Raw genomic sequence first — 14,259 nt, 5'->3', positions numbered from 1 at the left:
CTGCAAAGGCTCCTTTTTCTATTGCTAAGCAGGTGCTGAACTTTTGTATTCGCCTATGCAGTATGTTAAAATAATCGTATTCGATTTAGTACAGACAACCTCCTTTGCACCACTTCTGATTGAACTCAGAACGACGGCAAAGGAGTTTTTTATTTCAATTAATGGGGGACGAAATGACTTTGGTACTTAGAAACGATTGGGCTGAAGTATTGAACGGGGAATTGGAAAAGCCGTATTTTCGCGATTTGAATTCGCAGTTAGCGAAGCAATATGAGACGGAGCTGGTTTACCCGGATCAAGGCGCGATATTTAATGCACTCCACTACACCTCGTATCAGGATACGCGTGTAGTTATCATCGGTCAGGACCCGTATCACGGACCTGGGCAGGCGCATGGACTTAGCTTCTCGGTGCTGCCCGGCGTGAAGACGCCGCCATCCTTGCAGAACATTTATAAAGAATTGCAGTCTGACCTTGATCTGCCGATCCCTGATCATGGATTTCTGGAGGCTTGGGCTAAGCAAGGCGTACTGCTCCTTAACAATGTACTGACGGTAAAAGCAGGATTGCCGGCATCCCATCAAGGCATGGGGTGGGAGCGCTTCACGGATACGGTGATCGCAAAGTTAAACGAACGTGAACAGCCTGTCGTATTTGTGCTGTGGGGGAAGCATGCGCAAGAGAAAGCGGCATCGATAAATCAGGAACGCCACTTTGTCATCTCATCGGCACATCCGAGCCCATTTGCCGCACGTCGCGGCTTCTTCGGCAGTCGTCCTTTCTCGCGCGTGAATCATTATCTGCGGGAGCTTGGCGTCAGTGAAATCCAGTGGCGCATCCCTATGCTTGCTGAGCTGCAGGGAACGTTAACCTAAAGGGGGAGCGATATGACCGCATCTGCATCTGAACCCGGAAAGAAGAAGCAAGCGGCCGTTCGCTTCCTCAATCCGGCTTCCGGTTATTTGACGGGATATGCGTATACGCTCAATCCGTATGTGGGTTGTTCGTTCGGCTGCTCCTACTGTTATGTTAGGCGAATGCCGATTGCGATGTTTCGCAGCGAGCCATGGGGGGAGTGGGTAGAGCCGAAACGATTCGAGGCGGATGCTTTCCGCAAGGAATGGCGCAAGGCGCTTACCAAAGGTAATGTCACCGTATTTATGTCATCCGCCACCGACCCTTATCAGCCGGCCGAATACAAGGAAGGTGTGACGAGGAAGCTGCTCGAAATCATGGCTGAGGAGCCACCGCAGTTTCTGCTCGTGCAGACTCGAAGTCCATTGGTAATAAGAGATGTCGATTTGTTCAGAACCCTCGGTGACCGAATACGAATAAGCGTGACTGTCGAGACTGATTTGGAATCCATTCGGAAGAAGCTGACTCCGGACGCGCCGCCTCTGTCAGCGAGGTTGCGGGTAATCCGTGAGCTGAGGGAAGCGGGCATTCCGGTACAGGCAGCCGTATCGCCGCTGCTTCCATGCAGCGATAAATTTGCCGAAATCATCGCTGCCAGCGTAGAGAGAGTCGTTGTGGATGATTTCTTCCGCGGCGATGGCAGCGGGGGCAAACGGACAGCGCAGCTAAAGATGGTTGAACGCTATCAGGAGCTTGGCCACGAAGCACTATATACGCCGCAGACAGCAGATCTCTTCCTGCAGCAGCTGAGCGAGTTGATGCCGCATGATACCGTTTATTTTGGCCAACAAGGATTTCTGCCCTAACACAAGAAACCCCTCAAAGCATCTTTGCTTGGAGGGGTTTTCCTGTTTCATAATCTACGAAGTCGATTATTGGCCAACTGCCATATCCGGCGCTTGGGAGCTGGCAGAAGTACCGTTACCGCCAATAATGCCGGTCGATCCGCCAACAGATGCACCTGCATCGCCGAGCACCGGTTTGAAGCCGGACGCGATATAGGTGACGGCTTTTACATTTGTAATTACCTGTGCGTAAAATTTGTCTTTATCCGGATAGATCGGTTCGACATGGATGATCGCTTGATCGCCCTCGAACGAAATGGAAGCAATGCGCAGTCCATAACCGGGATTAGGCGCTTGAGCGGACACCGTTACTTCGGTAATCTCACTGTTAACAGCCTTGGAGGACAGTTGCAAATCGTAGAGCGGGAACGGGATTGGCTCCTCAATCGGTGGGACAGGCGGTGTATTCTTGACGAATTGGATGGCGCCATGTAACCAACCGGCTGCATCGCTGCGCGTAATCGCTGTCTTAGGTGAGAACTTTTGGTTTTTGTCGAGCTGTGCGATTTTGAGAATCAGGAGCTTCTGAATGCTGTCCATGTAGGCCTGCTCGACATCTGCTTCATCCTTCAAGATGACATACAAATCGATGAAAGCAAAGTCACCTTGACGAAGAATGCCCTTCATCAGATGGTGAGCAAATTGCTCCTTCGTCATCAGAGCGGCAGGATCGGTATCTCTTGGGATATCCAGTCCGTTCAATGAAGCGATGATAAAAGAATTGGCATACCAAGCATCGTCCTTCATCTTCGGGAAACTATCCGTTACTTTCGGTTCCTTAATGAAGCGGATGTTGTCAATATTGAGTCCGAGTCCTTTCACGATCATTGAAATGCCTGAAGCGTAAGTGAGCTTGCCCTTCGGCTGGAACACATCGGTTTTGCCGCTTCCGGACAGAATGCCCATCTTCTGAAGCTCCGCGATCTTCGCTTCATTGGGATCGTTCTTAATATCCGAGAATGCCCAAACCGATTGGGATGCTGTCAGGAATAGCAGCAGCATCATCGTAAACAGTGCGAACCGTTTCAACATGAGTGGATTCACCTCTTATATGATGGATTGTCTTGTTTATGTAGACGCACCTTCACTCGATAAAGTTGCAACGGAAGGTGCAAAACATGCGGAATTATGGCCGAATCGTAACCCTTGTATTCACCGGGACAAGTGCGGATAGCGCAAGCACATCATTGTTATACATCCGGATGCACCCATGAGAGACTTCTCTTCCTATGGAGCCGGGGTCATTGGTGCCGTGAATGCCGTAATGCGGCTTAGATAATCCCATCCACAACACGCCGAAAGGACCGCCCGGATTCTCCTGTTTATTGATAATTGTGAACTCTCCGGTCGGAGTACGCGTCAGCATTTTGCCAATTCCAACGGGGAACCCTCGAACGACGATATTATCGTCGAGCAGGTAGAGGTGTCGATCAGATAAATCCACGATAATTCTGTAATTGGGCATGCTTGAATCACTCCTCTTCGTCAGCATATGAGAGAGCAGATGAGGAGGAGTCGAGTGTGGGTGAAGTTAGGCGTAAATTGTATATTTTCAACGACGCGCTATAATGGTACTATTCTGCGTTGGAGGACTTCATGTGATTGTTAATTTATGGAAAATGCTTCATGTCACCATCGCGAGTAAGCTTCGCAACCAGCTCATTATGCTGTTCTCAGCAATAGCAGCATGCATTGTCATCCTGCTCTCCTACTTGTCCTACCTGCAATCGGCGGGCATGAATCGAGACCATTTCATCGAAAGTAATCGCAAAATTCTCAAGCTGGTCAATCAGAATCTAGACGGTTATTTGGACCGAATGGATGAGCTCTCGATCTCGCTGCGCAAAGATTCGCAATTCATGGATGCTATTATTTCCAAAGAATACGGCAGTCAGCTCTATATCCAGAATCAGCTGAAGAACTTATACTACTCCAGTGATGACATTGAAGCGCTGTCCATTTATACACCGAAGACAGGCTTGCAATACACCATGTCCAAAGCGTTCATAAACCTTCGCCAAGAAGCAACGAATGCCCCTGAGGCAGAACGTTGGTACAGGGAAGCGGCGCAAAGCCATAAGTTTAGGAGTATGGAGTCGGGCTATGGCGCGGGCGAAACGGATGGCGGCAACTTCCTCGTGTTTCATCGGATCCTGATTAATATTGCGGATAAGAAGCCGCTTGCGGCGATCTCAATCACGTATAATTTGAAAGAAATCAAACGAATCCTGCAGGATATGACCGGCCAATCCGGTGAGTACATCGGTATTTTCAATGAAGCAAATGAACTGTTCTATGCAGAAGGTCCTCGTCTTGCGGCAGATGCTACTGCGCAGCTTGCGCGTACCATTCCGATAAACGCCGTTGATACGGAGCAGCGAAGCTGGACGATCCATGATACCCGTTATCTGGCGATTTATAATGTATCCCCGCATAACGGCTGGAAGCTGGTTACGTTGACGCCATATAGCGTGCTCAATAAGGATGCAGCAAATGCGCGGCGGATTAATCTCCTTGTTGGTTCCGGAGCAGTTGTATTGCTTATTTCGGTCATTGTGATTGCGGCTAACGCGATAACGAGACGGCTAATGCAGCTGTCCCGGCAAATTGTGATGCTCGGAGATGGGATTTTCGAGGTGCAGGGGGAAATCAAGGGAAGCGATGAGATTACCCACCTTTCGCGCAAGTACAACCAAATGATTGTGAAAATCAATGATCTCATTGGTGAACGGTACGAGATGCAATTGAATGAGCGCAACGCTCGGTTGATTGCATTAGAGGCCCAAATCAATCCTCATTTTCTATACAATTCGCTTCAAGCGATTTCTACTGAGGCGATTATCAGCGGGATGGATCGCATTCAGGATATGGTGGATGCGCTTGCGTCCTCCCTGCGTTATTCGATCAAAGAAGCAGAGACGGTGCGGGTCAAAGAGGAGCTAACCCATATCAGCAACTATATGCTGCTTCAGCAAGCACGCTTCGGCTCCAGACTGCGGCTGCATGTTGAGGTGGAGGACGCCGTCAAGGAAGCATGGATTCCGAAGATGATTGTCCAGATCTTAGTGGAAAACACGATCAAGCATGGACTTGAGCAGATGACAGGCGACATGGATGTCGTCGTCAAAGCAACGAGCCATGAAGGTCTGTTAATCTTAACCGTATCCGATAACGGCCCGGGCATATCCGCGGCCCGGTTGACCGAGATTCGTTCCTTCCTGGATCGTCATTTGGTGGAATATCGAGAAGGCATTGGACTTAACAATGTGAATGCGAGAATTAAGCTGTTGTTCGGTCCGGAGTACGGATTGAATATTGCCAGCGAACACGGCGCTGGAACGGAAGTCACCGTTACACTGCCCTTGAAGGAGGAGAGACCGTATGTACAAGGCTATCATCATTGACGACGAGCAGCCCGCCCGCCTTGCTATTCGGGCTCTTGGCGAATGGGACAACCATGCAATTGAAATTGTCGCGGAAGCGGGTAACGGGCAGGAAGGTCTTCGTCTACTTACAGAACAGAAGCCGGATATCGTATTTGTCGATATGAAAATGCCGCTGATGGGCGGAGAAGAGTTTCTGGAGCGAGCAAGGATTACTTATCCGGACGCCTGCTACATTGTCATCAGCGGATTTGATGATTTTACTTATGCCCGCAGCGCGATGCAAGCCGGTTCGATCGACTATTTGCTGAAGCCGATTCGCAAAGCGGAGCTTAATGATGTGATCGATCGTGCCATCTCGTTGATTAACAAGCGTCGCGAGCGGCATCTCGTGGACAGCAGCTCGCAGATCTATCGCAACTTGTCGGCACCTCTTGTCAAAGAGAAGATCTATTCATCCATCATCGATGGTAACGGCCGTTTTCATCATATTCGGGAATTGGAAGCCGTTCTTGGCACAGATGCAGGACAAGCGCTCTGCCGAGTTGTAGTCTTCAAGCTGTTGAATGCAGCGGAGGTTATTGATCGCAAGTTTTACGGCGATACCCATACGTTCTATTACGCATTAACGAATGCGGTAGACGAGCTTCTCGGGCGTTTCGGAAAGTCGTTCAGCTTCAAAAACACCCGTGACGCGATGGAAATCGTTGCTGTTGTTAATCTGTCGGAAGCAGGCTCGAATCAAAGTATCGGGATTTGGGGAATGATCGATAAGCTGACAGCCTTGTTTACGATTAGGCTTGTCGCCTCAGAAGGCCATCTTGCTCAGATCGAGGATCTCGGGGATTCGTATGCTGCAGCCTTACGTTCGTTGATGGCACTTAATATGATCGATCTGCGGCCGACAGCGAAGGAAGCGGAGGGCGAGCGTCCGTCGATCTTGGATCGATCGAATTTATTCGAACAAACGATTGAATCGGGCAGCGAGCGTCAAGCGATGCAGGAGCTGCGCAAATGGCTGGAAGAGATTGAAGCCTCAGGCGTAGTTACCATGAGCGGCATGCTGGCGATGGAAGACGAATTGCGGATGTTCGCGGAGATGCTGATTGCTCAGCTCAAGGCTGACACGCCTTCTGATTCCTTATCTGCGATGGCATTGGGCCAATTCGATCGTTCGCTCCGAGGCAGAGTATTCGAATATGCGGTCTTCAAGGCCACGGTGCTGGAGTATTTCCATCCGCTCTTTACAGCGCTTGCGGAATCGCGTCGATCTGAAAGCGGTTCAACATCGGTGCCGGAGCGAATTAAAGGGTATATTGAGCTGCATTATTACGAGGAACTGCCTGTTTCGTTCTTTGCGGAACGGTTTCATATGAGTAAAGAGCATCTGGCTCGTACCTACAAGCAGAAATATGGCATTGGCATTCATGAATACCAGCTGCAAATTCGGATGGCCAAAGCGAAGGAATGGCTGAGCGACAAATCGCTCAAAATTCAAACCGTCAGCGAAAGGGTCGGTTTTCGCGATCAGAATTATTTCAGCAAAGCGTTCAAAAAATATACCGGTCTCACTCCTCAAGAGTTCAGGGTGAAGATGGAATGATAAGAGCGAGTGGACATCAATTGTCCACTCGTCATTTTTTTACCCATAATGCGTTTGTTTTTTACATTGTTCGCAAGGGCGTTTCAGACGAAAATAAGGGAGCAGCAAGATAAGAATACTAGTTTGTAAGCGTTAAACAACCAGGGGAGGCTTACGATTATGGCAGCAAAAAGATGGGTAACACTGGCAGCGACCGCAGCGCTTGTACCAGCACTATTAACGGCATGCGGAAGCAATGCGAACAGTAACAATAATAGCACGAATGAAAACAGTAGTACTAACACGGAACCGGTAGAGATCAACATTCTCCAGTACGCGCCGGAGATGACGGAAGCAATCAATAAGCTGGCTGCCGATTACAAGATCGAACATCCGAACGTTACGATAACAGCAACGATTCATCAGGATGACTATCCGACCTTGTTGAAATCCCGCATTAATTCAGGCGATATCCCTGATATCTTCATGACGGGTGCTTATAACGAGAATAAGACCTATCAAGATTATGTGTACGACCTGACGAACGAGCCGTTCATGAAGAACATCGTGCCTACTGCGCTTCCGGGCGTTACGCTCGATAACAAGGCACATGGGTTGAGGACTCCGTTCGCAAGCTGAACCCGAGCATCGATATGGGCTTTATGCCAGGTCCGGTCGGAGATGACGGTTCCAAAGCAGGCCTTATGGTTGACTCCAATATCGTATGGCGCGTCAACAAAGATTCCGAGAACTTGAAAGAAGTGCTGAAATTCCTGGATTGGATGACAACTTCCGAAGCAGGTAAAGCCTTCATTCCAGTAGGTACGAAACAAATTTCTACGGTAGCCACTGCACCGTTCCCAGACGCGCAGCTGTCCAAAGAAACGCAAACGATTCTTAAAGACGGCGTGACATACCCTTGGGTTAAAGGCTACTGGCCGGATGGCTTCGAACAGAAAGCCGGCGAAATTCTGCAGAAATACATTGCAGGCGGAGCAAGTGCAGACGAAGCAAAAGAAGAAATGAACAAAACATACCGTACTTTAGCGGAAGCTGCAGAATAACATTCGTTTAATCAGCAGTTTAACATCTAGTAGGCAGTCCGGCCGGAAGCAGCCTTCCGGCCATGGCTGTCATTACAGCATTCGGGTGGAGTGAGATGATGAAGACACGCAACAAATGGGGAAGCAGAATTGAATTTGGCGTTTTCGTCGTACCGGCCATGGTATGCATTCTGATTTCGGCCATCATCCCTTTTATGATGTCCATGTACTACTCGTTAACCAAATGGAATGGCGTAGGCAAACATATTAAATTTATTGGATTGAAGAACTTCAAAGAACTTCTAACTTCAGACACAAACGCGCTGAAGGCGCTTGTCTTCACGCTAGAATACACATTGCTGGCAGTTGTGCTGACGAATGTAGTTGCCATCTTGCTCGCGGTAGTCTTGACGAAAGCGCTCAAATTACGCGGCTTATATCGGACAGCATTCTTCGTGCCTTACATCATCAGCTTGATTATTATCGGCTTTATATGGCGGTTTATGTTCACGAAAGGCTTCGACGTCTTGTACTCGGCTACGGGTTGGGACGTGTTTCAATGGAGCTGGCTGGGGAACGCGCACCTGGCGTTCTGGTCGATCTTGTTCGTTGGGATTTGGCAGTCGGTCGGATTCTACATGATGATCTACATTACGGGCTTACAGTCCGTTCCCGGTGATTTGCTCGAGGCAGCATCCATTGACGGCTGTGTGGGAATAAGTCGGTTCTTCAAAATCACGTTGCCGCTGCTTATGCCTTCCATCACGGTCGCGTTATTCCTGTCCTTAGCGAACTCGCTGAAAGTATTTGACATCATCTATACGTTAACCTTCGGTGGACCGGGCGGCGCTACGAACAGCATCACCATTGATATTTACAACGAAGCCTTCGTCAATAATCGCTTTGGTTATGCAACGGCTAAATCGCTGGTGTTCGTTGTACTCATCCTGCTCATTACAATCATTCAAGTTCGCTTTACGAAAAGCAGGGAGGTGGAGGCATGACACATCGCAGTCAAAAGAGATTTAATTTCATTCTGGAGATTGCCATTGCGATCTTGGCCCTGTTGTTCTTGTATCCGCTCTTCCTTGTTGTGTTCAACTCATTCAAGACCTACGAGCAGGTTCTGACTAACATCTTGGCGCTTCCAAAGACGCTTATGTTCGACAATTATCAAGCAGTTTGGGGCCTCATGGGGTATCCGAAGCTGTTCATGAATACCTTCTTACTTACATTGATTAGCGTGACCGGCATTGTTATTATCGGTTCTATGGCCGGTTATAAGCTTTCACGAACGAAGTCAAGATTAAGTACGGTGCTGTTCTTCCTGGCGATCTCGCCAATGATGATTCCGTTCCAGTCCTTTATGATTACGTTGACGAAGCTCGCTAAGACATTCCATCTTATCAATTCGCTTGGCGGATTGGGTATTATTTATTGGGGGCTTGGTGCTCCGCTCGCGGTATTCATGTTCCACGGGTTCGTCAAGTCGCTGCCGATTGAGCTTGAAGAGAGCGGCGCTATCGATGGTGCTTCGCGTTATGGAGTGTTCATTCGCATTGTATTCCCGGTCATGGTTCCGGTTATCAGCACCGTTATCATCCTGAACGTGATGTGGATTTGGAATGACTTCCTGCTGCCGCTTCTTATGCTCAATGGCAAGCAGGCGACATTGCAATTGGCATCGTATAAATTCTTTGGTCAGTATAAGAGTGAGTGGCAGTATGCATTAACGGCTGTCGTGTATACCTCGATTCCGCCGATTGCAGTCTTCCTGTTCCTGCAGAAGTATATCATCAAAGGGATGGTTGCCGGAGCGGTTAAAGGTTAAGTGGAAGCATAGCAGGAAGAAGCCCGTCTCAACTTTTGTTGAGGCGGGCTTTTTTGTTAGGAGAGAATAGGAACGGAAAAAGCTGCTTCAAAAGGCGTAAGTTGCACTTTTGAAGCAGCTCGTTTGTTGTTGAATGGAGAATTAAGCTAGCTCGATAACCAATTTGGTTGCTCCGGATAATGGAATAATTCGAGCGCCTTCTGGAGCGGTGTCGGTTTGTCCGCCTTGAACGGAAGCCACTGCATGTTCGCCATGGAGAATTACGCTCCAGCCTTCGGATGTGCCATCTGTATCGATCGTGATCGTGGAACCGTTGCGGCTTGCTGCAGCTGTAAACGCGGTTTCACCTGTAACGGTTGTCACCACAGAAGCAGCAGTTGCGCCATCTTGAAGCGCGTACAGCGAAAGCGTAACGCCAGTCGCGTAATCGTAATCGGGGCGACTGTCTTCGGAGCCTACTGCGATCAGCGAGTTCTCGCGGACAAACAGCGGCATGCTGAAGTAATCGTAAGTTTCTGTACGCCATACGCCGCCTTCCACTTGTTCACCGCTCAAGTAGTGCGTCCATGTGCCTTTTGGCAGGTAGTACGTGGACTCACCGTCGGCATTGAAGATTGGGGCAACCAGCATGGAATCGCCAAGCATATATTGACGGTCAATGTAATCGCAGGTTGGATCTTCGCCAAATTCAAGCACCATTGCGCGCATAACCGGCAGGCCGATCTTAACGGATTGCACGGATTGACCAAACAAGTACGGCATTAAGCGCAATTTAAGTTTCGTATAGTGACGAAGGACATCGACTGCTTCTTCATCATACAGCCAAGGCACACGGTACGATGTGCTGCCGTGCAGACGGCTGTGACTGGAGAGCAAGCCGAATGCGACCCAGCGTTTGTATAGATCCGGTGGGGAGCTTTGTTCGAAACCGCCGATGTCATGGCTCCAGAAGCTAAAGCCGGACAAGCCAAGAGATAGGCCGCCGCGAAGGCTCTCTGCCATCGATTCATACGTGGCCTCGCAGTCGCCGCCCCAGTGTACCGGGAATTGCTGACCGCCGGCCGTCGCGGAACGAGCGAACAATGCTGCTTCGCCTTTACCGCGTTTCTCCTCCAGCAGTTCAAAGACGACTTTATTGTACAGCTGTGTATAGTAGTTATGCATTTGCTGTGGATCGGAGCCGTCGAAGTAAACGACATCTGTCGGGATACGCTCGCCGAAATCGGTTTTGAAGCTGTCCACGCCCATATCGAGCAGCACAGCCAGCTTACTCTTGAACCAGTCGCAAGCGGCAGGATTGGTGAAATCTACGATGCCCATGCCATATTGCCACATATCGGTCTGCCATACGCTGCCATCCGGACGTTTCAACAGGTAACCGTGCTCGGCCGCTTCGTCAAACAAAGGAGAGCGCTGAGCGATATAGCTGTTAATCCAAACGCAGATATGAAGGCCTTTTGCTTTCAGTCGCTCCAGCATGCCCTTCGGATCCGGGAATACACGCTCGTCCCATTCGAAGTTACACCACTCGTATTCCTTCATCCAGAAGCAATCGAAGTGGAACACGGCAAGCGGAAGATCGCGTTCAGCCATGCCGTCGACGAAGCTTGTCACTGTCGCTTCATCATAATTCGTAGTGAACGATGTGGTGAGCCATAAGCCGAACGACCAAGCAGGCGGTAGTGCAGGCTTGCCGGTGAGCGATGTATAGTTCGACAGAACATCCTTAAGCGTATCGCCGCCTACTACATAATATTCGAGCGACTCGCCGGCTACGCTGAATTGAGCCTTGGATACTTTCTCCGAAGCCACTTCATAGGAAACGAGCTCGGGATGGTTAACGAATACGCCATAGCCGCGGTTCGTCACATAGAATGGAATGTTTTTGTACGATTGCTCGGTAGCCGTGCCGCCATCTTGGTTCCAGATATCGACGACTTGACCATTCTTCACGAAAGGGGTGAAGCGTTCGCCGAGTCCGTATACCGTCTCACCGATGCCAAGGTCAAGCTGTTCGCGGAAATGATGTTTGCCGTTGTCTGCTTTGACAAAACCAGTCGAACGGAAGCCGCTGCGCGTGAGCTTCTTCCCTTTGAAGGTGTAGGTGATCGAAAGCGGATGCGCTTTCGTAATTGTAACTGCGGCATCCCCGCTCTTGAGCGTTACGGCATCAGCCGAATCTTCGATCTCAACAGGCGCTTGACTGGCTTCGAGCAGTGGGAACGAAGAAGGACCGAGGCGGCGAGCGCCTTTGTGGTGATAAAACTTCGCGCGGATAATATCCTTCATCGGCGAAGAGAATTCCATTGTCATTAGAGGCGCGTTCAACGTATTGCCGCGGTGCTCCAAGTGGCTGTGCGTGGCATAAACGGTGATGCTATTGCCTGAAACCTCTACGTTATGCACTTCGTAAGGGGTGAGTACTTGATAGCCTTCGCGCGTCATCCAATATCCGTCGCTGAATTTCATTTTGTGTATCGTCCATCCTTTCAAATTCGGTTTAATTGTGCGATTATAATAACAGTATACTGATTTAAAAATAGTTTATCTTGCATTATTATGCTATAAGTTAATACGATTATGATATTTGGGGTGGGATCGATGGATATCCATCATTTGCATGAAAACAGGCGGCATGGCAGTCCCGGACTTCCGGTCGGCATCTATCGCATGGAGCAGGGGGCAGGCGAGCCGATTCTCGATAACCATTGGCATGAGGAAGCGGAATTTCTGGTGGTGGAGAGCGGGGAAGCGGTGTTCCAAATCGGGCTGTCGACGTACACGGTTCGGGCAGGAGAGGTGTTGTTCATCCCCGGAGGTGAGCTGCATGGCGGATATTCACCGATTGGCGGGGCTTGCTCTTATTCGGCGCTTGTCTTTGATTTGGATTGGTTGATGAGCCAAGGGGACAGCTTGACCAGTCAGTTTCTTGAACCGATCAAACGCGGACGATTAGTGCCCGAACCGCATGCTGCCTTGGGGTCAGGGCTAACCTCGGCACTGCTCCGGCATTTGGCACCGCTTCTTGCGCTTGAACATTCGGAAGAGCCGGCGAAACCATTGCGGTTGAAAGCAGGACTGTACCAGCTGTTCGCGGAATACGTTTCGCTATCAGCATTCGTGCGCCGAGAGCCGCGTTCATCGCTCGACATGCATACGCAGGAACGGCTCAAGACCGTATTGTCTTACATCGACGCCCATTATGCACGTAAGCTGACCATCAAGGAACTGGCTGCTGAGGCTGGAATGAGCGAGGGACATTTTACGCGGGTATTCAAGTCCTTCATGCGCAAAACTCCGATCGAGTATATTAATTTGCAGCGCATTCGGATTGCGGCAGCACTGCTTGCAGACAGCAACACTTCAGTCGGCGAAGCGGCACTGGAGTCGGGCTTCGACAACTTTAGTTATTTTTGCAAAATGTTCCGTTCTGTATACCAGTGCACGCCATCCGATTATCGGCATCGACATGGAGCGGAGTAGCGCGAACAAAATAAAGAGAAACCCAACGTTCTAAAAAACGTTGGGTTTCTCGACATTCTGACTATGTATTAACGTTTGGAAGTCGAAGGAGAAATCTTAAACGAAGACAGACGACGCGGATGCCACTCACGATCTATGCGAACATCGTTGTCATTGTACTCTTCTACAAGTCCCGAACCGGCTATTGCGCCATCCCTCTCAACGATGACGTTGCTGCCAAACCACATGCTGTTATCAAATTCGCAGTCAAACGTAACTGTACGCATCTGTGCAGGCTGAGTGATGTCTGTACGATCTGAATCCGAATGTTCCTTGCTTTGCCGGGATTCGGAGGGAAGCGGTAGATGACCACTTCCATCGTAGTAAAAGGGTTTGTCCTGTTGGTCATCATTCATATGTAAAAACCTCCTTTTGATTCCATTATTATACTTATGAAAGCGTTAACTTTCAATAGAAATATCGTCTTAGGAAACGAAAAGACCCATAGAAATGGGCCATTTTGAAGTAGTTCATATTCAATTATTCATTACGTGGAGGGACTGTAAACGGCGTACTGTTACTGCCGCGCGAACCGTTGCTGCCACGAGAACCGTTGCTGCCGCGCGAACCATTGCTGCCACGAGAACCATGTGAACCGCGAGAGCCGTTGCTGCCGCGCGAACCGTTACTGCCGCGCGAACCATTGCTGCCACGTGAACCATTGCTGCCATTCGAGCCATTGCTGCCTTGCCATTCCCACCAGCCGTTGCTATTGTTTTCCCAACCGTTGTTTCTGCCTCGTGAATCGCTGTTGTTAGTTGAACCTGCCATTAGAATCAACTCCTTTCATTAGATCATAGTAGTATATGTTGCGAATCTATCAAATGTTATTGATGTACGCATTTGATAGAGAAGAGGCTACTTTCATATACGGACCATGCCCGAATGCAAACAAAAAAAGCCTTGAATCTCAAGGCTTTCGGCTCTCTCAGCATCTACTATCCACTTATGTCTAGATTTCCACCTAAATGTGGTTGTACACTTCGTTCCATCATTTGAACCATTTGCTGTGACTGGCTCATAGCTTGATCTTTAGCCAATTTTAGAACGCTGATTCCAACCGCTTGGGACAAATTGATTTGGGCTAAGGATGTTGATAACGCTGCGATGTCCATGTGTCTCCTCCTAACTTAGGTGA

Annotated in this window: 15 protein-coding genes; 9 read left to right on the top strand and 6 right to left on the bottom strand. The window is 49.4% G+C overall.

Annotation, left to right across the window (positions count from 1 at the left end; all coding sequences use genetic code 11):
* The first annotated feature begins 173 nt into the window (after positions 1-173).
* Together AC0YN4_RS07935 and AC0YN4_RS07930 are read left to right on the top strand one after the other, a co-directional pair.
* Positions 174-875 (top strand): uracil-DNA glycosylase, encoded by a 702-nt coding sequence (locus AC0YN4_RS07935; protein ID WP_475835518.1) that lies wholly within the window; start codon positions 174-176, stop codon positions 873-875.
* Between the two features lie 12 nt (positions 876-887).
* On the top strand, positions 888-1,721 hold the full coding sequence (locus AC0YN4_RS07930) for an SPL family radical SAM protein (protein WP_475779247.1): 834 nt from the start codon (positions 888-890) through the stop codon (positions 1,719-1,721).
* A 66-nt stretch (positions 1,722-1,787) separates the two neighbouring features.
* Here AC0YN4_RS07930 and AC0YN4_RS07925 read toward each other — a convergent pair whose 3' ends face one another.
* Both AC0YN4_RS07925 and AC0YN4_RS07920 read right to left on the bottom strand, forming a co-directional pair.
* Entirely contained in the window at positions 1,788-2,792 is a 1,005-nt protein-coding gene (locus AC0YN4_RS07925; protein WP_475779248.1) for an S-layer homology domain-containing protein, read from the bottom strand.
* 94 nt (positions 2,793-2,886) lie between these two features.
* The gene (locus AC0YN4_RS07920; RefSeq protein WP_090979722.1) at positions 2,887-3,225 is read right to left on the bottom strand and encodes a L,D-transpeptidase; all 339 of its coding nucleotides are present in this window, start codon (positions 3,223-3,225) and stop codon (positions 2,887-2,889) included.
* A 133-nt stretch (positions 3,226-3,358) separates the two neighbouring features.
* Here AC0YN4_RS07920 and AC0YN4_RS07915 point away from each other — a divergent pair, with 133 nt between their 5' ends.
* The 6 genes from AC0YN4_RS07915 (at position 3,359) to AC0YN4_RS07890 (ending at position 9,599) form a co-directional block, all read left to right on the top strand.
* On the top strand, positions 3,359-5,164 hold the full coding sequence (locus AC0YN4_RS07915; RefSeq protein WP_475779249.1) for a cache domain-containing sensor histidine kinase: 1,806 nt from the start codon (positions 3,359-3,361) through the stop codon (positions 5,162-5,164).
* The gene (locus AC0YN4_RS07910; RefSeq protein WP_475779250.1) at positions 5,142-6,746 is read left to right on the top strand and encodes a helix-turn-helix domain-containing protein; all 1,605 of its coding nucleotides are present in this window, start codon (positions 5,142-5,144) and stop codon (positions 6,744-6,746) included. The genes AC0YN4_RS07915 and AC0YN4_RS07910 overlap by 23 nt, the downstream gene beginning before the upstream one ends.
* Positions 6,747-6,905: 159 nt before the next feature.
* Positions 6,906-7,364: a hypothetical protein gene (locus tag AC0YN4_RS07905; RefSeq protein ID WP_475835517.1), complete on the top strand. Its 459-nt coding sequence runs from the start codon at positions 6,906-6,908 to the stop codon at positions 7,362-7,364.
* Positions 7,365-7,387: 23 nt separating this feature from the next.
* Positions 7,388-7,789, top strand: a complete 402-nt coding sequence (locus AC0YN4_RS07900) for a hypothetical protein (RefSeq protein WP_475835516.1) — start codon at positions 7,388-7,390, stop codon at positions 7,787-7,789.
* A 95-nt stretch (positions 7,790-7,884) separates the two neighbouring features.
* The gene (locus AC0YN4_RS07895; RefSeq protein WP_475835587.1) at positions 7,885-8,772 is read left to right on the top strand and encodes a carbohydrate ABC transporter permease; all 888 of its coding nucleotides are present in this window, start codon (positions 7,885-7,887) and stop codon (positions 8,770-8,772) included.
* Positions 8,769-9,599, top strand: coding sequence for a carbohydrate ABC transporter permease (locus AC0YN4_RS07890; RefSeq protein WP_475779253.1), 831 nt, complete (start codon positions 8,769-8,771; stop codon positions 9,597-9,599). Before AC0YN4_RS07895 ends, AC0YN4_RS07890 begins: the two co-directional genes overlap by 4 nt.
* A 141-nt stretch (positions 9,600-9,740) precedes the next feature.
* Here the strand turns inward: AC0YN4_RS07890 and yicI are convergent, their stop codons facing one another.
* Positions 9,741-12,068, bottom strand: coding sequence for an alpha-xylosidase (gene yicI, locus AC0YN4_RS07885; protein WP_475835515.1), 2,328 nt, complete (start codon positions 12,066-12,068; stop codon positions 9,741-9,743).
* A gap of 132 nt (positions 12,069-12,200) precedes the next feature.
* Between yicI and AC0YN4_RS07880 the strand changes: the two genes are divergently transcribed.
* Complete coding sequence (locus AC0YN4_RS07880) at positions 12,201-13,082, top strand: AraC family transcriptional regulator (protein ID WP_475835514.1); 882 nt, start codon at positions 12,201-12,203, stop codon at positions 13,080-13,082.
* Between the two features lie 68 nt (positions 13,083-13,150).
* Here the strand turns inward: AC0YN4_RS07880 and AC0YN4_RS07875 are convergent, their stop codons facing one another.
* The 3 genes from AC0YN4_RS07875 to AC0YN4_RS07865 all read right to left on the bottom strand — a co-directional run bounded on the left by AC0YN4_RS07875 (position 13,151) and on the right by AC0YN4_RS07865 (position 14,236).
* Positions 13,151-13,477 carry a hypothetical protein gene (locus tag AC0YN4_RS07875; protein ID WP_475779256.1) on the bottom strand — a complete coding sequence of 109 codons (327 nt, stop codon included), beginning with the start codon at positions 13,475-13,477 and terminating at the stop codon, positions 13,151-13,153.
* A gap of 124 nt (positions 13,478-13,601) precedes the next feature.
* Complete coding sequence (locus AC0YN4_RS07870; RefSeq protein ID WP_475835513.1) at positions 13,602-13,892, bottom strand: hypothetical protein; 291 nt, start codon at positions 13,890-13,892, stop codon at positions 13,602-13,604.
* Positions 13,893-14,059: 167 nt separating this feature from the next.
* Positions 14,060-14,236, bottom strand: coding sequence for a YjfB family protein (locus AC0YN4_RS07865; RefSeq protein ID WP_475779258.1), 177 nt, complete (start codon positions 14,234-14,236; stop codon positions 14,060-14,062).
* Between the last annotated feature and the right edge of the window lie 23 nt (positions 14,237-14,259).

The sequence above is a fragment of the Paenibacillus sp. J22R3 genome (assembly GCF_056269305.1).
Note: the sequence above shows the minus strand (reverse complement) of the source record. Positions and strands in the feature narration are given on the sequence as shown.